The organism is Variovorax sp. OV329 (genome assembly GCF_900114785.1).
GTDB lineage: Bacteria > Pseudomonadota > Gammaproteobacteria > Burkholderiales > Burkholderiaceae_C > Variovorax.
The window spans coordinates 1-16,670 of sequence record NZ_FOUG01000015.1 but is presented as its reverse complement, the minus strand read 5'-3'; the positions used below and the strand labels follow the sequence as shown (position 1 = coordinate 16,670).

Here is a 16,670-nt window from a genome sequence, read left to right as displayed (position 1 = left end):
CGTCCTTGCTCACTTGATGAGGCCGGCGGACTTGGCCGCGGCCTCGATGCCGTCGTAGTTCGATGCCTGGGTGGGAATGAACTTCGACGCGCGCTGCAGGCCGAGGATTTCCTTGCCTTCGGGCGTCTTGTCGTTCAGCTTGAGGAAGGCGTCCGTGAGCTTCTTCGTGACGGCCGGATCGAGGCCGGGCCGCACCGTCCAGTTGTAGTCGTAGTAGGTGGGCGTGGTGGCCAGCACGCGCACCTTCTCGGCGTTGGGGTTCCTGGCTTCCACCAGCTTGTCCCACACCGAGGCGTTGAGCACGCCGGCCTCGGCACGGCCCGCGGCGACGAAGGCCACGGTGGCGTCGTGCGCGCCGGAATACGCCACCGTCTTGAAATCCTTCTCGGGGTTGATGCCGGCCTTCATCAGGAAGAAACGCGGCATCAGGCTGCCCGAGGTGGAGGAGGGCGCGCCGAAGGCGAAGGTCTGGCCCTTCAGGTCGGCCAGCTGGGCGGCCTTGCTGTCCTTGGGCACGATGAACTTGCTGGTGAAGACCTCGTCCTCGGCGCGCTGCACGATGGGCACGGCCTTGCCGCCGGTGCGCAGCTTGGCCTGCACGAAGGTGAAGCCACCCAGCCACGCCATGTCGATCTTGTCGGTGGCCAGGCCCTCGACCACGGCGGCGTAGTCGGTGACGGGCGTGAACACCACGTTCATGCCGGTTTCCTTCTGCAGGTAGTCGCCCAGCGGCTTGAACTTGCGCTGCAGTTCGGTGGGCGCCTCGTCCGGAATGGCCGAGACGCGCAGCGTGCCGGTCTGGGCATGGGACAGGGAAGAAGCGGCGAAAACGGGTGCCGTCGCCAGCAGGGCGAGGGCGCGAAGAAGAGGGCGGCGTGTGAAGGTCATGAGGCCGCGAGTTTATTGCGATGCGGCGTTACCCCTTGCAACACCGCGCCGACCGCGCTACGACCTTTGCGTTAGCGCGCATGGCCGATAGGCAAGCCAGGGGGCCGCGACCACACTTCGCCCGCATCTGGGTGCCGCCTCGCGCGGCAGTGGAGAGGAGTGGCAATGACCTGTTGCACGTCCGCGCCTGGCCGGGTGCTGTTCGCCTCTTCGGTGGTGCTGCTGCTGGGCATCGCGCTGGGGGGCTGCTCGAAAAAAGAAGAAGCGCAGCCGGGCCAGGTGCTGGACGAGGCGCGGCTGGCCGGGCGCACCGCCGCGTCCTTCAAGCATGCCGACGAGGACTACTTCAAGGACATGGACGGCGGCATCGCGTTGACGCCGCAGGAGGTCCAGGGCCGCAACATGTGGCTGGTCTGGAGCGGCGGCAACGACCGCTTCTGGACGAAGATGACCGACTACACCTTCGGCGCCTTCGACCTGCTCAAGGTGATCAGCTCGCACCCGAGCCTGGGCTACACGCGCTCCAACCGCTGGGAGTATTTCGGCCTGGTCAACGAACCCTGCTTCGACAAGGCCGCCGGCGCCTCCAAGGAGCGGCGCGGCCTGTGGCTGGACGTGCGCAACACCGGCTGTGCGCCCGATCCCTTCGAGAACGAACAGAAGTACCCTGGCGTGGCCATCGGGTCGCGCGGCAAGCCGCTGGGCGACGGCACCACGCAGCCGCTGGGCTCCTATTACGGCTACGGCACCGGCATCGCCGGCCTGCGCCTGTTTCCCAACCCAGACTTCGACGCGAAGGCGGCCAAGGAATGGGATGCCGAGCGCTACTACACCGACCCGAGCTACTACAACCGCAAGGACCTGGTGCGGCCCTACCGCGTAGGGATGAGCTGCGGCTTCTGCCACCTGGGCCCCAGCCCGGTCAAGCCGCCGGCCGACCCGGAGAGCCCGAAGTTCGAGAACCTCAGTTCCTCGGTGGGCGCGCAGTACATGTGGGTGGACCGGCTCTTCATCTTCAACGCCAACAAGCCCGAGGGCCGCCGCAACTTCATGTACCAGCTGGCCCATACCTTCAGGCCGGGCTCCATGGACACCTCGCTGGTGTCCACCGATTCCATCAACAACCCGCGCACCATGAACGCGGTGTACGAGTTCCCGGCGCGCATGGACCTGGCCCGGCGCTTCGTCCACGAGAAGCTGACGGGCGGCGAGCGGGACAACAAGCAGTTCCAGGACTTCGTCACCAGCGGGCCGCTGCTGGACTTCTTCGACCCCAAGACGCAGACGGTCGGCGCGCCGCGCGTGCTCAAGGACGGCGCGGACTCGGTGGGGCTGCTGGGCGCGCTCAACCGGGTGTACCTCAACATCGGCCTGTTCAGCGAGGAATGGCTGCTGCACTTCAACGCGGTGGTGGGCGGCAAGACCATCACGCCGATCAGGATCGCCGATGCGCAGAAGAACTCCAGCTACTGGCAGGCCACCGAGGCGGGCACGCCGGCCACGGCGCTGTTCTTCCTCAAGGCCGCACGGCCCGACCACCTGAAGGACGCGCCCGGCGGCACCCGCCACCTGCAGGCCGATGCGGCCACGCTGGACAAGGGCAAGCAGGTCTTTGCCGACACCTGCGCGCGCTGCCACTCGAGCAAGGCGCCCACGCCGGTGGTGGACTTCGCATCGCCGCAGTGCACCGGCCCTGGCTACATGGACTGCTTCAAGCGCTACTGGAACTGGACGCAGACCGACGAGTTCAAGACCCAGATGCGGCCCATCGTCGCCGCGCCCGACTTCCTGGACAACAACTACCTCTCCAGCGACCGCCGCATCCCGGCCACGCTGCTGCGCACCAACGTCTGCAGCCCGCTGGCGACCAATGCGCTGGCCGGGAACATCTGGGACAACTTCTCGTCAAGCACCTACAAGTCGCTGCCCTCGGTGGGCACGGTCACGCTGCAGGACCCCTTCACCGGCCAGTCCTTCGCCTATGCCATGCCGGCGGGCGGGCGCGGCTACACGCGGGTGCCTTCGCTCATCAGCGCCTGGTCCACCGCGCCCTTCCTGCTGAACAACACGGTCGGACCCTTCGACGGCAATCCGTCGGTGGATGCGCGGATGAAGGTCTTCGAGGCGTCGATCGAGCAGATGCTGTGGCCCGAGAAGCGCGAGCGCGACCCCGAACTGGGCGACAAGGTCAACGGCACCATCGACCGCACCACCGAACGCAGCGAGGTGGTGATTCCCACCGGCTTCGTGCCCGAAGGCCTGCAGCCGATGCAGGGCCGGCTGCACCGCTGGTTTCCGCAGGTCTTCTCGGAAGGCGGCGACGTGGTGCTGGGGCCGATTCCCAAGGGCGTGCCCATCGGCATCCTGTCGAACCTCAAGCTGCGCTCGGAGGAAGACGGCATCGCCGACAAGGCCGAGCACGTGGCGCGCATCAGCGGCCTGGCCATCCGCCTGAAGGCCAACCTGCTGACGGCCCCCAAGGACGCCACCGACGCGCAGTTGCGCCAGCACTTCACCGACCTGCGCGAGCCGATGATGGCGCTGAGCAAATGCCCGGACTTCGTGGTGAATCGCGGCCACTACTTCGGCACGGCCGAGTTCAACCGGCAGGACGGCCTGTCTGCCGACGAGAAGTCCTTCGGCAAGGAGCCCGAGCTGAGCGATGCGGACAAGCGCGCGCTGATCGCCTTCCTCAAGACCTTCTGAAGCGAGCCGGCAGGAACGCACGCCCACCGATATGGCAGTCGTCCAAACGGCGCTGGACTGGGACTACGTGATCGTGGGCTCCGGCGCCGGCGGCGGCGTGCTCGCGGCCCGGCTGGTGGAGGAAGGCATGCGCGTCTTCCTGATCGAGGCCGGTGGCGATCCGCAGGGCGAGCAGCGCATGCCCGACGACTGCGAGGTGCCCGCCTTCCACGCCTTCGCCTGCGAGAACCCGGCGCTGGCCTGGAACTTCCAGGTGCGCCACTACGCGGACGAGGCGCTGCAGGCACGCGACCCCAAGTACCGGCCCGGTGAAGGCGTGCTCTATCCCCGCGCCGCCGCCCTGGGCGGATGCACGGTGCACAACGCGATGATCTTCATGCCGCCGCACGACGCCGACTGGAACGAGATCGCGCGCGCCACCGGCGACGTGTCCTGGCGCGCCGACCATATGCAGCTGTACCTGCACCGCATCGAGAACTGCCGCCACCGCCCGGTGTGGCGGGCCTTGCGCAACATCGGCCTGGACCCGACCGGCCATGGGTGGGAAGGCTGGCTGCGCACCGAGAAGTCGATGCCGCTGTCGGTGCTGCGCGACGACGGCCTGGTGCGGCTGGTGCTGGGCACCGTGGGCGGCTTCACGCGCAAGCTGCCCACGCCGCTGCTGAGCGCCTGGCGCTGGATGCGCAATGGCCTGGGCGACCCCAACGCCAGGCGCCGGCGCGGCGGCAGCTTCGAGGGCATCTGCTACACGCCGCTGGCCACCAGCGGCCACCGCCGCCACGCCGTGCGCGAGCGGCTGCTGGACGTGGCGCGCCGGCACCCGGACCGGCTGCACATCGAGCTGGACGCGCTGGCCACGCGAGTGCTCTTCGATGCGCAGGGGGCGGCCCACGGCGTGGAATACCTCAAGGGTGCAAGGCTCTATCGCGCGCATCCCCTGCCCAGCGCGGCGACAGGGGAGCGGCGCGAGGTGCATGCGCAGCGCGAAGTCATCTTGTGCGGGGGCGCCTTCAACACGCCGCAGCTGCTGATGCTCTCGGGCATCGGGCCGGCGCGCGAACTGCACGCGCACGGCATCGAGGTCCTTGTGGACCTCCCCGGCGTGGGGCGCAACCTGCAGGACCGCTACGAGGTGACGCTCACGCATCGGATGAACCGGCCCTGGGAAGTGCTGGATGGCGCCCGCTGGGAACGCGGCGACGCGCTCTGGCAACGCTGGCAAAGGGCGGGCGAGGGCATGTACGGATCGAACGGTGCCGCCGTGGGCCTGGTGAGCCGATCGACCGTGGCCGGCTCGCCGGAGCCGGACCTCTTCTGCATGGCGCTTCTGGCCCGTTTCGAGGGCTATTTTCCGAACTTCTCCAAGCTCATCAGCGGCCACGACGACCACTTCACCTGGGCCGTGCTCAAGGGCCGAACGCGCAACCGCGCCGGTAGCGTGCGCCTGCGCTCGGGCGACCCGCTGGACCCGCCCGTCGTCAACTTCGCGCAGTTCGAGGAAGGCAGCCCGGGCGGCAAGGAAGACTTGCGCGCGGTGGTGGAGGCCATCCGCGCGCTGCGCGAGCTCACGGCACCGCTGATCGCGAGCGGCCGGATCGCGCAGGAACTGCAGCCCGGCCGCGACCTGCAGAGCGACGAGGAGCTGGAACGGTTCGTGCGCGACACCGCCTGGGGCCACCACGCGAGCTGCACCTGCCCCATCGGCGCGCGGGAGGAGGGCGGCGTGCTGGACAGCACCCTGTCCGTGCATGGCGTGGCGGGGCTCCGCGTTGTGGATGCGTCGGCGTTTCCGCGCATCCCGGGCTTCTTCATCGTTGCGGGGGTCTACATGCTGGCCGAGAAGGCCGCGGACATGGTGCTGGCCACGGCGCGGCGGGCGCCCGCAACGCAAGGCGTCCAGTGAAGAGTGCACAGGCAGGCCTTAAGGCCAATGCACGCGGCGCCGAACTTGCCTTTAGGCAAATTGACGCTCCAGGGCACCTGCCCGAAACTTTTCGCGCGGCAGAGCGCCGCACAGGAGGATGCCCATGGCCTACGACGTGCAACAGCTGATGGCGATGACGCAGGAGGAACTCGACGACCTGTTCAAGGCCAGCCCGGCCGGCGACATCCCCGATGGGGAAGCCAAGGGCACCGCCATCGTGGCGCCCGGCACGGTGTATTCCGAGCACATCGCGCAGATCATCAACGTGTTCGGCTGGCAGGGAAAGGTCTTCGACGCGGAGAAGGGCCTGCTCAAGAACAAGGTGCTGTTCTTCGGCTTCCAGGCCATCGTGGCGCGCGTCTACAAGGGCGAGAGCTGGCTGGACGGCAAGGAGTGCGTCGTGCTGGATTATTCCGACACCTCGATGCTGGCCAAGTACATCCGCGACGAGATCCGGCTGATCGGCCCCAAGTTCTATCTGGGCAAGGTGTATTGGGGCAAGGACCGGCTGATCGATTTCTGCCTCGAGTTCTGAAACCAGAACCGGCGATGCGGTGACCCCCCAATCGCCCTTCACAGTCGTCGCGGTGGTGGCCGAAGGCAAGGAGGCCTCGCTGCGCCTGCTGCTGGACACGATGAATGCGCGCCCGGGCATGGCCAACCCCGACAACGGGCTGGTGCCCTTCGCCGTGTTCGAGCGCCTGCACTTCGCACGCTTCGCGCTGCTGGACGACGCAACCATGGCCGACCTGGAAGCCTTCGAACTGCCGCGGCCGCCGGTGCCGCCGCTGTACCTGGCCTTCGTGGGCGAATGCGACGGTTCGGCCGACGACCAGCTTGACGAATTCGTGCAGAAGTCATTCGGTGGCCTGAGGCGAATCTTCTCGCACTGCAAGGACTTCGACGGCAGCAGCCATGGCCGCATGCTGGCCTGGCTGCAGGCGCACGACCTGCCGGTGGGGGCGAACTACGTCAACCGCATCGGCCGCACCGTGCGGCAGGTGCTGGAAGAGAGCGAACTGCAGAAGCTCCTGTCCTCCAGCGCGCCGCGGGGCGTGGCCCTGGACCCGCGCTCGGTACGCCGCCAGCTGCTGGCCCATGTGCGGGCCGAACGCGCGGCGGGGCGGCTGACGCTCACGCCGCCCGATCCCACGCCGCTGGCCTGGCGCCTGCGCGACCTGATGCACCTGGTGGGCCTGCCCCTGCTGGGCCTCTTGCTGCTGCCGCTGCTGATCGTGCTGGCCCCCTTCGCGATCTTCATGCTGCGCCGGCAGGAGGAAAGCGACCCCGAGTTCTATCCGCGCCCCGGCACGGCCGAGGTGCTGGCCATGCAGCGGCTGGAGGACCACGACGTCTCGAACAGCTTCACTGCGCTTGGGGCGGTCAAGCCCGGGTGGTTCAGGCGCGCGCTGGTGCCGGTGGTGCTGCTGGCCATCGACTACGCCTGCCGGCATGTCTTCGGGAAGGGGCACCTGGCCCGCATCCAGAGCATCCATTTCGCGCGCTGGGTGTTCATGGACGACCGCCAGCGCGTGCTCTTCTGCAGCAACTACGACGGCAGCCACGAGAGCTACATGGACGACTTCGTCAACAAGGCGGCCTGGGGCCTGAACCTGGTGTTCTCCAACGGCTTCGGCTGGCCGCGCACGCGCTGGCTCATCCTGGGCGGTGCGCGGCACGAGCTGCGCTTCAAGCATTACCAGCGGAGGCACCAGCTGCCCACGCAGGTCTGGTACAAGGCCTACCCCGGGCTCACCCTGGGTGACCTGGAGCGCAACCGCCGGATCCGCGAAGGCGTCGAGGCTGGCGAGATGAACGAGCAGCAGGCCCTGGCCTGGCTGAGGCTGCTATGAGCGACGGCGACGCTCCGAACGCCCGCGTCGACTTCGACGACATCCAGGGTCTGGTGCGCTACGGCTACCGCACGCTCACGCAGGCCAGCTTCCTGTTGCTGAAGGTGCGCGACGCGGCCTCCGCGCGCGCCTGGCTGGCCCGCTGCCCGGTGAGCAGTGCGCGGGAGCAGTCCCCGCCGCCGCGCACCGTGCTGCAGGTGGCCCTCAGCTGCCCCGGCCTGCGCGCCCTGGGCGTGAACGAGGAGATCGTGCAGGGCTTCTCGCGTGAATTCATGGGCGGCATGAGCGGAGACGACAGCCGCTCGCGCCGCCTGGGCGACCTGGGCCCCGGCACGCCCAGGAACTGGGCATGGGGCGGCGCAGACGGCGCCGTGCCGCACGTGATGCTGATGCTCTATGCGCTGCCCGGAGAACTGCAGGCCTGGCAGCAGCAGGTGCTGGACCAGTGCTCGTCCGGCTTCGACCTGCTGCGCTGCCTGGGCACCGCGGACATGCACGACACGGAGCCCTTCGGCTTCGTCGATGGCATCTCTCAGCCGCAGCTCGACTGGCAGCGCCGCCGGCCGGTGCGCGACGCACAGGTGCTGGACTACTCGAACCTGTCCTGCCTGGGCGAGTACCTGCTGGGCTACCCCAACGAGTACGGCGAATACACCGACCGGCCCCTGCTGCGGGACGAATTCGACCCCGAGGGCCGCCTGCCGCGTGCCGAGGACAGCCCCGAGCTGGCGGACCTGGGGCGCAACGGCAGCTACCTGGTGCTGCGCCAGTTGAGCCAGGACGTGGGCAGCTTCTGGCGCTTCCTGGACGCGGCGGCGGGGGGCGAAGCAGGCCAGCGCGAAGAACTGGCTGCGGCCGTGGTGGGGCGCAGCCGCGACGGGATGCCGCTGATCCGCGGCGACGACGAGCGCATCGAAGGCGAGGACGACGCGCTCAACAGCTTCACCTACCGCAGCGACCCGCGCGGCGTGCGCTGCCCTGTCGGCGCCCACATCCGGCGCAGCAATCCGCGCAACGCCGACCTGCCATCGGGCACCCGCGGGCCGCTGTCGAAGCTGATCCGCACGCTGGGCTTCGACGCGCAGGCGCTGGCCGAGGACCACATGTCTTCGACGCGCTTCCACCGCTTGCTGCGGCGCGGGCGCGAGTACGGCGAGCGCCTGTCGATCGAGCAGGCGCTGGCTGGCGAGAACGCCGGCGCGGACGGCTCCGGCATCCATTTCATCTGCCTGGGGGCCAGCATCGCGCGGCAGTTCGAGTTCGTGCAGGGCGCGTGGATTGCCGGCACCCATTTCGGCGGGCTGCACAACGAGAGCGACCCGATGCTGGGCAACCGCCTGCCCGGTCTGGAGGGCGAACCCACGGACAACTTCTCGATGCCCACCGAGGGCGGCTGCGACCTCCAGCTGTCGGGCCTGCCGCAGTTCGTGCAGGTGGTGGGCGGCGCCTATTTCTTCCTGCCCGGCATCCGTGCGCTGCGCTTCCTTGCCAAGGAGCATTGACCATGAACACCGTCACCGTGGACACCCGATCCAACACCAGCCGGCCGACGCCGCGCGCCAACAGCGGCTCGGCGCTGCTGAACTTCATCAGCGACGCGGGCATGCTGCTGTTGCGCGCGGAGCGGCGCATCGACCCCCTGTTCCGCCCGGGCTTCGATGCGCTGCTGCGCGACCCGCTGGCCGAGTGGACGACGGCGCTGGTCAACCGCAACCGCAAGGACGAGGGCCTGCGGATCGCGGAGGAACGGCTGCTGGATGACGAGGAAGCCTGGACCGATTCGATCGTGGCCAGCTTCACCCAGCAGATGCGCGACCTGTGGAAGCCCGGCGGCTTCGAGCGAGGCGGCAACACCAAGACGCAGGGCATCGTGCGCGGCGAGTTCACCGTGCACGATGGCCTGCCCGAGCACATGCGTCGAGGCATCTATGCCAAGCCGCAGACTTTCCGCTGCTGGGTGCGCTTCTCGGGGCCGGGGCCCTACATCACGCCGGACATCGACGACGTCGGCTTCATGAGCATCAGCATCAAGCTCATGGGCGTGCCGGGGCCCAAGCTGCTGGAGGAAGAGCAGCACACGCTGGACATGTTCGGCGTCTCCACGCCCACCTTCGTCACGCCCAATGCCAAGGAGAACGCCAAGCTGCAGAAGTGGAGCGTGAAGAACGCGCAGATCTTCCACTTCGTCAACTTCCACGATTCACACGTGCTGGACCTGGTGATGCAGTCGCTGTTCATCAAGACGCAGAGCAGCCCCTTCGAGGCGCCGTACTTCAGTTGCGTGCCCTACCTGATGGGGGAGGGGCAGGCGATGCAGTATTCGGTGTGGCCGACCTCGAAGCGCCGCACGCCGATTCCGCGCCTGCCGCTGCGTCCGCCGGACGATTACCTGCGCCAGGCGATGGTGGCGTCCTTGTCCGAGGGCGATGTAGAACTCGAAGTTCGCGTGCAGATGCAGACCGATCCGCACCTGATGCCCATCGAGAACGCGGGCGTGCTGTGGCCCGAGAAGCTGTCGCCCCGCGTGCCGGTCGCGACACTGCGCCTGCCGAGGCAAAAGTTCGATTCGGTGGCGCAGATGGAGTTTGCCAAGCGGCTGTCGTACAACCCCTGGCACACAATCGCGGAGCACCGGCCGCTGGGCAACCAGAGCCGGGCGCGCAAGAGGATGTACTACGAGCTGTCGCAGCTGAGGCATCGGATGAATGGGGTGCCGCACTTCGAGCCGAACGGGGATGAGGTGTTCGACTGATTCTTTGTTCGTTGTTGTGTTTGTCGTTCGGGGCGGGTCAAAGGCCTGTGTGCCGCTGTGTGCGCAGCACGCCACTCGGGGAGCCGGCGCTTCGCGCCGGCTCCCCTGCGCTGCTCGCGAAACCGGCCCCGCGGCAGAACTCACTCCGCGAGCTGCGCTCGCTACGTTCAAACAGCTGCCGCAAGTCAGATGTTGAAGTTTTTGTGTGTCCTTCGGCACACAAAAACGGGCCGGTCCCGCTGCGCTGCTCGGCGCCCGAGAGGCGCGCTGCGCACACAGCGGCACACAGACCTTTGACCTGGACACGTCGGTCGTGTTCGACCGTCGCACAACCCGGGGCTATCGGTAGTTGATGGTGGGTGGTTCGGCTGTTCTAGAAACCGTCACACCGTGCCCCCGAACCGTCGAGCGAACGAACCAACCAACGAACGACCAACCAACGAGTGCGAGAACGTCAAACCAGCCGCTTGATCGCCTTCTTGCTCCAGACCAGCCGGTAGTACAACGACTGCAGGATCAGCATCGCCCCGAACGCGACCGGATACGCGATCCACACGCCGTTGAGCCCGATCCGATGGCTCATGAACCAGGCCGTCGGCAATTCGATCAGCAGGATGCAGAAGATCGAGATGGCGGTGGGCACCAGCACCGACCCGCTCGCGCGCATGATCCCCGACAGCGCCGAGGCCATCCCGAAGATCACGCAGCTCCACAGCATGATGTGCAGCAGCGTCTGCGCCACCTCGATCACCGGCTCGCTGGTGATGAACAGGCTCATCAGCTGCCGCGACAACAGGTAGCCCAGTAGCACGAGGGAGCCGGTCAGCACCACGTTCATCTGCAAGGCCGTCTTGGTGATCGCACCCAGGCGGTCGACCCGCCCGGCGCCGATCGCCTGCGCGCCCAGGATCGATGCCGTGATGGCGATCGAGATCGCCGGGAACTGCACGTACGCCACCACCTGGTTCACTGCACCATACGCCGCCGTCGCCGACGAACCGTAGGCATTCACGAAGGACAGCAGGGCCAGTTCCGCCAGCGCCACCACGATCATCTGCACGCCGGTGGGCACGCCCACCTTCAGCACGCCCTTGAGCAGCCGCGGGTTGATTCGCAGGTGACGCACGAAGTCTGCATCGGGCGCCAGTGGGCTCTTGATCCGGCGCAGATGAAAAGCCAGCCACAAGGTCGCGGCGATGAAGCCCACCACCGTCGCACACGCGCCGCTGGCCACGCCCATCTGCGGCAAGCCGAACCAGCCGCGGATCAGCGCGGGCGTCACGATCAGGCCGAGCAGCGTCGAGATCAGCAGCGTGTACAGCGGCGTCACCGTGTCGCCCACGCCGCGCAGCATCGCGGTGGACAGCAGGAAGAGGAACAGGCCTGGCATCGCGATCAGGATGATTCGCGCGTAGCGCGTCGCGTCCGGCAGGATGTCCGGCGGCGTGCCCAGCAGTCGAAGCATGGGCTGGGTGAATGCGCCGCCGAAGATCGCCACCGCCAGGCCGAAGAGCACGCCCACCGTGAGCGTGGTGCCGGCAACGGCGCGCGCGGTGTCGCGCTGTTTCGCGCCCCAGGCCTGGCCGATGAGCACAGAAGAGCCGGCGCCCAGGCCGATGGTGAAGGCGATGAAGAAGAACATCACCGGAAAGAAGCTGGACACCGCCGCCAGCGCATCCACGCCGATCATCTGGCCGATATAGATGTTGTTGATCGTGCCGGACATCGACTGGAGGATGTTCGACAGCAGCATGGGTGCGAGGAAGACCAGGAAGGTCTTCCACAGCGGCCGGGACTCGGTGCTGCCCACCGGATGGTGCTGCGCCTGCACGGGCGCAGCCGAAGGCACCGGCACTGCTTCTTCGGCGCCGGGTGCAGGGGAAGATGAATTCATGAAGGGTTCCAGGCAGCAGCGGAAAGCTGATGCAGATAGTCGCGGAGGTCTTCCGGCCAGGGCTCGATGAGCAGTTTGAACTGGGCGCCGTCACCGGCGAAGAGGGCGCGCGTGGCTTCCTCGAAGCCTGCAAGGTCGCCTGCCATCTCGGTCATGACCCGGTAAGTGGTCTCGCGCGAGGCACGCAGCGCATCGCGTTCGCGATGCACGTGCCGCGCGTCGTCCACCAGCCGCCGCAGCGCCACCGAGGCGCCGCCGGGCTGGCGGTTGAGCCAGTCCCAGTGGCGCGGCAGCAGCGTCACTTCGCGTGCCACCACGCCCAGCCGGGGACGCCCGACGCTGCGCTGGGCCGGCGCCGCGGCAGCCGCGGGCGGTTTGGGCACCGGGGTCGCATCGATCTCGGCCTGCGGGCGCAGGTCCAGGTCCAGCCGCGTGCCGGTGGCATCGTCGAAGACGCGCACCAGTTCGCCGCCGCTGGGGTGGCCCGAACTGCGCAACTGCTGGATCACCTCGGCAGACGGGCCGCCGGCCACGCGTCTGAAGCCCGCGAAGGCGCTCAGGCGGTCTGGCAGCGAGTCCATCGAAGAGGAGGGCGTGTTTGCATCGGGCGAAGCTTCTGATGGCATGGCTTCCTCCAGAAAGTTTGATTATTCTACCCGGACTTAATATTTTTGTGGAGACTGGGAGTTTGCGCAGTGATTCGCGTGCGGCGCAAGCCTTCCGGCAGGGGACCAACCCTATGGCAAACTCAGCCGCTTTCGCTTTACCAAGCGGCGGCGGCACACCCGGAGACAGGAGAGGCCGCCGGCGCTTCGTCTGTTTTCCCAGCCATGTCAGAGAAAATCCTTCGCCAGATCGCCACCGAAATCAAGGTTGGCGTGCACCAGGTGAAAGCGGCCGTCGACCTGCTCGACGGCGGCGCCACGGTCCCCTTCATCGCCCGCTACCGCAAGGAAGCCACCGACGGCCTGGACGACATCCAGCTGCGTGAGCTGGAGGCCCGCCTTTCCTACCTGCGCGAGCTGGAAGAGCGCCGCGCCGCGGTGCTCAAGAGCATCGAGGAGCAGGGCAAGCTCACGCCCGAGCTGCGGGCCGCCATCGAGGCCGCGCCCACCAAGCAGGAGCTGGAAGACCTCTACCTGCCCTACAAGCAGAAACGCCGGACCAAGGGCCAGATGGCCCGCGAGGCCGGCATCGAGCCGCTGGCCGACAAGCTTTTCGCCGACCCGACGCTGGACCCGCAGAAGGAAGCGGCCGAGTTCGTGAAGCCTGCCGCCGACGGCCTGGACTTCTCGACGGTGCAGCTGGTGCTCGACGGCGTGCGCGACATCCTGTCCGAGCGCTGGGCCGAGGACGCCGCGCTGGTGCAGTCGCTGCGCGAATGGCTCTGGAACGAGGGCCTGTTCAAGTCCACGCTGGCCTCCGGCAAGGACGAGAACAACGCCGACGTCGCCAAGTTCCGCGACTACTTCGACTACGACGAGCCCATCGGCCGCGTGCCTTCGCACCGCGCGCTGGCGGTGTTCCGCGGCCGTCAATTGGAAATCCTGGACGCCAAGCTGGTGCTGCCGGTGGAGCCCGAGCCGGGCAAGCCCAGCATCGCCGAAGGCAAGATCGCGCTGCACCTGGGATGGAGCCATGCGGGCCGTCCGGCCGACGACCTGATCCGCAAGTGCGTGGCCTGGACCTGGCGCGTGAAGCTAAGCCTGTCCAGCGAGCGCGATCTGTTCACCCGCCTGCGCGAAGACGCGGAGAAGGTGGCGATCAAGGTCTTCGCCGACAACCTGCGCGACCTGCTGCTGGCCGCTCCGGCCGGGCCGCGCGTGGTGATGGGCTTGGACCCGGGCATCCGCACCGGCGTGAAGGTGGCCGTGGTGGATGCGACCGGCAAGCTGGTGGACACCAGCACCGTTTTCCCCCACGAGCCGCGCAAGGACTGGGAAGGCTCGCTGCATACCCTGGGCAAGCTGTGCGCCAAGCACGGCGTGAACCTCATTGCCATCGGCAACGGCACCGCCAGCCGCGAGACCGACAAGCTGGCCGCCGACCTCATCAAGCTGCTGGCCAGGATGGCCGGCCAGGCGGGCGTCAAGGCCACGCCGGTCGAGAAGGTGGTCGTCAGCGAGGCCGGCGCCTCGGTCTATTCGGCCAGCGAGTTCGCCAGCCAGGAAATGCCCGACGTGGACGTGAGCCTGCGCGGCGCCGCCAGCATCGCGCGCCGCCTGCAGGACCCGCTTGCCGAGCTGGTGAAGATCGACCCCAAGAGCATCGGGGTGGGCCAGTACCAGCACGACGTGAACCAGAGCGAGCTGGCCCGCACCCTGGTCGCGGTGGTGGAAGACTGCGTGAACTCGGTGGGCGTGGACCTCAACACGGCCAGCGTGCCCCTGCTGTCGCGCGTGTCGGGCCTGTCGGCCAGCGTGGCCAAGGCCGTGGTGCGCTGGCGTGAAGCCAACGGCGCCTTCAACAGCCGCCAGCAGCTGCTGGAGGTCACGGGCTTCGGCGCCAAGACCTTCGAGCAGAGCGCGGGCTTTTTGCGCGTGCGCGGCGGCACCAACGCGCTGGACGTGACGGGCGTGCACCCCGAGACCTACCCGGTGGTGGAACAGATCCTGCAGAAGACCGGCAAGCCCATCGCGGAACTGATGGGCCGTGCCGACATGCTCAAGACCCTGCGCCCCGAACTCTTCGCCAACGACAAGTTCGGCGTCATCACCGTCAAGGACATCCTGGGCGAATTGGAAAAGCCCGGCCGCGACCCGCGCCCGGACTTCAAGGTGGCCCGCTTCAACGACGGCGTGGAAGACATCGCGGACCTGAAGGAAGGCATGGTCCTGGAAGGCACCGTGAGCAACGTGGCCCAGTTCGGCGCCTTCATCGACCTGGGCGTGCACCAGGACGGCCTGGTGCATGTGAGCCAGCTGAGCCACAAGTTCGTCAACGATGCGCGCGAGGTCGTCAAGACCGGCGACATCGTCAAGGTGAAGGTGATGGAAGTGGACGTGGCGCGCAAGCGCATCGGCCTCACGATGAAGCTGGACTCGGCCCCCTCGCGCCGCGACGGCCCGCGCGACAACCGCTTCGAAGGGGCCGGGCGCGGCCAGCAGCAGCGCCGCGACAACTCGCCGCAGCCTTCCAGCCAGATGGCCAACGCCTTCGCCAAGCTGCAGGGCCTGCGCAAGTAGGCCGCACCCCGGGGCCGGCATGAGCACGACCATGAAGGCCCTGCGCATCTACGCCGGCCCGGTGGCGCGCGAGCACATTGCACGCGAGGGCCTCAAGCCGCAGGACGTGCGCGTGGTGCCGGGCGCGGCGGGCGGCCCCAAGGGGCTGGTGCTCGGGCCCATCGACCGCTTCGTGTTCGGCTCGTGGCTCGCGCAGTCCAGCCAGCAGGTGCACCTGGTGGGCGCCTCCATCGGCGCGTGGCGGCTGGCCAATGCCTGCCTGGACAACGCGGTGCAGGCCTTCAAGGACTTTGAACACGGCTATGTGCACCAGCACTTCGAGGTGCCCGCGGGACAGAAGCGGCTGACCGCGCGGCAGGTCAGCGCGCAGTTCGGCGACGGCCTGCGCCAGTTCTACGGCGGGCGTACCGGCGAGGTCCTGATGAACCCGCGCTACGCCTTGCACGTCATCACTGCGCGCGGCCGGCACATCCTGGGCCGCGAGGGCAAGGCCCGCACGCCCTTCGGCTACCTGGGCGCCTTCATCACCAACAGCGTGCGACGCAAGAGCCTGGGTGCGTGGCTGGAGCGGGTGGTGTTCTCCACGCCCGGGGCCGTGTTGCCCTTCGGTACGCAGGACTTCCGATCGCGCCAGGTCGACCTGACCGAAGCCAACTTCGAGGCGGCGCTGCAGGCGTCCTGCTCCATCCCCTTCATGCTGGAAGCGGTGCACGACATTCCCGGCGCACCGCCCGGCGCCTACTGGGACGGCGGCATCACCGACTATCACCTGCACCTGGACTACAACAACAGCGAGGGGCTGGTGCTGTACCCGCACTTCCAGAAGGCGGTGGTGCCGGGCTGGCTGGACAAGGGCCTGAAGTGGCGCCACGCGCCCACCTCCTTCCTCGACCGGATGGTGGTGCTGGCCCCGAACCCCGAGTGGATCGCCACCTTGCCCAACGGCAAGCTGCCCGATCGCAACGACTTCGTGCGCTACGGCAACGACGGTCCGGCGCGTTCGAAGGCCTGGGCGCGCGCGGCGGCCGAGTCGCAGCGGCTGGCCGACGAGTTCGAGCAGTGGCTGGGCAAGGGCGACGCGGGCCAGGTGCTGCCGCTGTAGTCCGATCGCTATTGACAGCGCCCGGACGGGCGTGGAGATTTCGCACCCATGACTGTGACGCGCATCATCGGCCTCATCCTCATCGTGGCGGGCATCGCCGCCATCGGCACCGGCGGCTTCAGCTTCACCAAGGAGACACACCAGGCCAAGATCGGCCCGATCGAACTCTCGGTGAAGGAGAAGCAGGACGTGCTCTTTCCGACCTGGGCCAGCGTCGCCACCATCGTGGTGGGCGGTGCGCTGCTGATCTTCGGCGGCAGGAAGGGCTAGCTGTTGAGTTGCAATAGGTTCTTCCCGCCAAGGCGGGAGGCTGGCGGCTGGTATCCCAAGGCCGAGTGCGGCCTTCGGGCGTTGTAGTAGCTCAGG

General features: G+C 67.9%; 12 protein-coding genes and 1 pseudogene. 9 read left to right on the top strand and 4 right to left on the bottom strand.

What is annotated here, in order from left to right:
* Positions 1–9: 9 nt before the first annotated feature.
* Positions 10–888 (bottom strand): putative selenate ABC transporter substrate-binding protein, encoded by an 879-nt coding sequence (locus BM345_RS21685; protein WP_093383527.1) that lies wholly within the window; start codon positions 886–888, stop codon positions 10–12.
* Between the two features lie 165 nt (positions 889–1,053).
* Between BM345_RS21685 and BM345_RS21680 the strand changes: the two genes are divergently transcribed.
* The 6 genes from BM345_RS21680 to BM345_RS21655 all read left to right on the top strand — a co-directional run bounded on the left by BM345_RS21680 (position 1,054) and on the right by BM345_RS21655 (position 10,123).
* Positions 1,054–3,594, top strand: coding sequence for a hypothetical protein (locus tag BM345_RS21680; protein WP_093383525.1), 2,541 nt, complete (start codon positions 1,054–1,056; stop codon positions 3,592–3,594).
* 31 nt (positions 3,595–3,625) lie between these two features.
* A complete protein-coding gene (locus BM345_RS21675; protein WP_093383522.1) occupies positions 3,626–5,497 on the top strand; it encodes a GMC family oxidoreductase in 1,872 nt (623 codons plus the stop codon).
* 124 nt (positions 5,498–5,621) lie between these two features.
* Positions 5,622–6,053, top strand: coding sequence for a hypothetical protein (locus BM345_RS21670; protein ID WP_093383519.1), 432 nt, complete (start codon positions 5,622–5,624; stop codon positions 6,051–6,053).
* Positions 6,054–6,072: 19 nt separating this feature from the next.
* Positions 6,073–7,371 (top strand): hypothetical protein, encoded by a 1,299-nt coding sequence (locus tag BM345_RS21665; protein WP_093383516.1) that lies wholly within the window; start codon positions 6,073–6,075, stop codon positions 7,369–7,371.
* Complete coding sequence (locus tag BM345_RS21660) at positions 7,368–8,873, top strand: Dyp-type peroxidase (RefSeq protein ID WP_093383513.1); 1,506 nt, start codon at positions 7,368–7,370, stop codon at positions 8,871–8,873. The genes BM345_RS21665 and BM345_RS21660 overlap by 4 nt, the downstream gene beginning before the upstream one ends.
* A 2-nt stretch (positions 8,874–8,875) precedes the next feature.
* On the top strand, positions 8,876–10,123 hold the full coding sequence (locus tag BM345_RS21655; RefSeq protein ID WP_217654017.1) for a catalase family protein: 1,248 nt from the start codon (positions 8,876–8,878) through the stop codon (positions 10,121–10,123).
* A 454-nt stretch (positions 10,124–10,577) separates the two neighbouring features.
* Here BM345_RS21655 and BM345_RS21650 read toward each other — a convergent pair whose 3' ends face one another.
* Together BM345_RS21650 and BM345_RS21645 are read right to left on the bottom strand one after the other, a co-directional pair.
* Positions 10,578–11,933, bottom strand: coding sequence for an MATE family efflux transporter (locus BM345_RS21650; protein ID WP_368086495.1), 1,356 nt, complete (start codon positions 11,931–11,933; stop codon positions 10,578–10,580).
* A gap of 80 nt (positions 11,934–12,013) precedes the next feature.
* Entirely contained in the window at positions 12,014–12,598 is a 585-nt protein-coding gene (locus BM345_RS21645; RefSeq protein WP_093383508.1) for a DUF2239 family protein, read from the bottom strand.
* A 249-nt stretch (positions 12,599–12,847) separates the two neighbouring features.
* Between BM345_RS21645 and BM345_RS21640 the strand changes: the two genes are divergently transcribed.
* From BM345_RS21640 to BM345_RS21630, 3 genes are read left to right on the top strand one after another with little or no spacing between them, the layout of a single operon-like run.
* On the top strand, positions 12,848–15,202 hold the full coding sequence (locus BM345_RS21640; RefSeq protein WP_093383506.1) for a Tex family protein: 2,355 nt from the start codon (positions 12,848–12,850) through the stop codon (positions 15,200–15,202).
* A 31-nt stretch (positions 15,203–15,233) separates the two neighbouring features.
* Complete coding sequence (locus BM345_RS21635) at positions 15,234–16,304, top strand: phospholipase (protein WP_093383504.1); 1,071 nt, start codon at positions 15,234–15,236, stop codon at positions 16,302–16,304.
* Between the two features lie 48 nt (positions 16,305–16,352).
* Positions 16,353–16,574: a hypothetical protein gene (locus BM345_RS21630; RefSeq protein WP_093383502.1), complete on the top strand. Its 222-nt coding sequence runs from the start codon at positions 16,353–16,355 to the stop codon at positions 16,572–16,574.
* Here the strand turns inward: BM345_RS21630 and BM345_RS29805 are convergent.
* Positions 16,571–16,670, bottom strand: a pseudogene (locus BM345_RS29805) (IS481 family transposase); the annotation flags it as partial. The gene BM345_RS21630 and the pseudogene BM345_RS29805 overlap by 4 nt on opposite strands.

Bases quoted from the DNA above. Each gene is read 5' to 3' on its own strand.
- BM345_RS21640 (WP_093383506.1), top strand. From the start codon at position 12,848: ATGTCAGAGAAAATCCTTCGCCAGATCGCCACCGAAATCAAGGTTGGC.
- BM345_RS21680 (WP_093383525.1), top strand. From the start codon at position 1,054: ATGACCTGTTGCACGTCCGCGCCTGGCCGGGTGCTGTTCGCCTCTTCG.
- BM345_RS21645 (WP_093383508.1), bottom strand. From the start codon at position 12,598: ATGGACTCGCTGCCAGACCGCCTGAGCGCCTTCGCGGGCTTCAGACGC.
- BM345_RS21685 (WP_093383527.1), bottom strand. From the start codon at position 888: ATGACCTTCACACGCCGCCCTCTTCTTCGCGCCCTCGCCCTGCTGGCG.
- BM345_RS21675 (WP_093383522.1), top strand. From the start codon at position 3,626: ATGGCAGTCGTCCAAACGGCGCTGGACTGGGACTACGTGATCGTGGGC.
- BM345_RS21635 (WP_093383504.1), top strand. From the start codon at position 15,234: ATGAAGGCCCTGCGCATCTACGCCGGCCCGGTGGCGCGCGAGCACATT.
- BM345_RS21660 (WP_093383513.1), top strand. From the start codon at position 7,368: ATGAGCGACGGCGACGCTCCGAACGCCCGCGTCGACTTCGACGACATC.
- BM345_RS21670 (WP_093383519.1), top strand. From the start codon at position 5,622: ATGGCCTACGACGTGCAACAGCTGATGGCGATGACGCAGGAGGAACTC.
- BM345_RS21655 (WP_217654017.1), top strand. From the start codon at position 8,876: ATGAACACCGTCACCGTGGACACCCGATCCAACACCAGCCGGCCGACG.
- BM345_RS21630 (WP_093383502.1), top strand. From the start codon at position 16,353: ATGACTGTGACGCGCATCATCGGCCTCATCCTCATCGTGGCGGGCATC.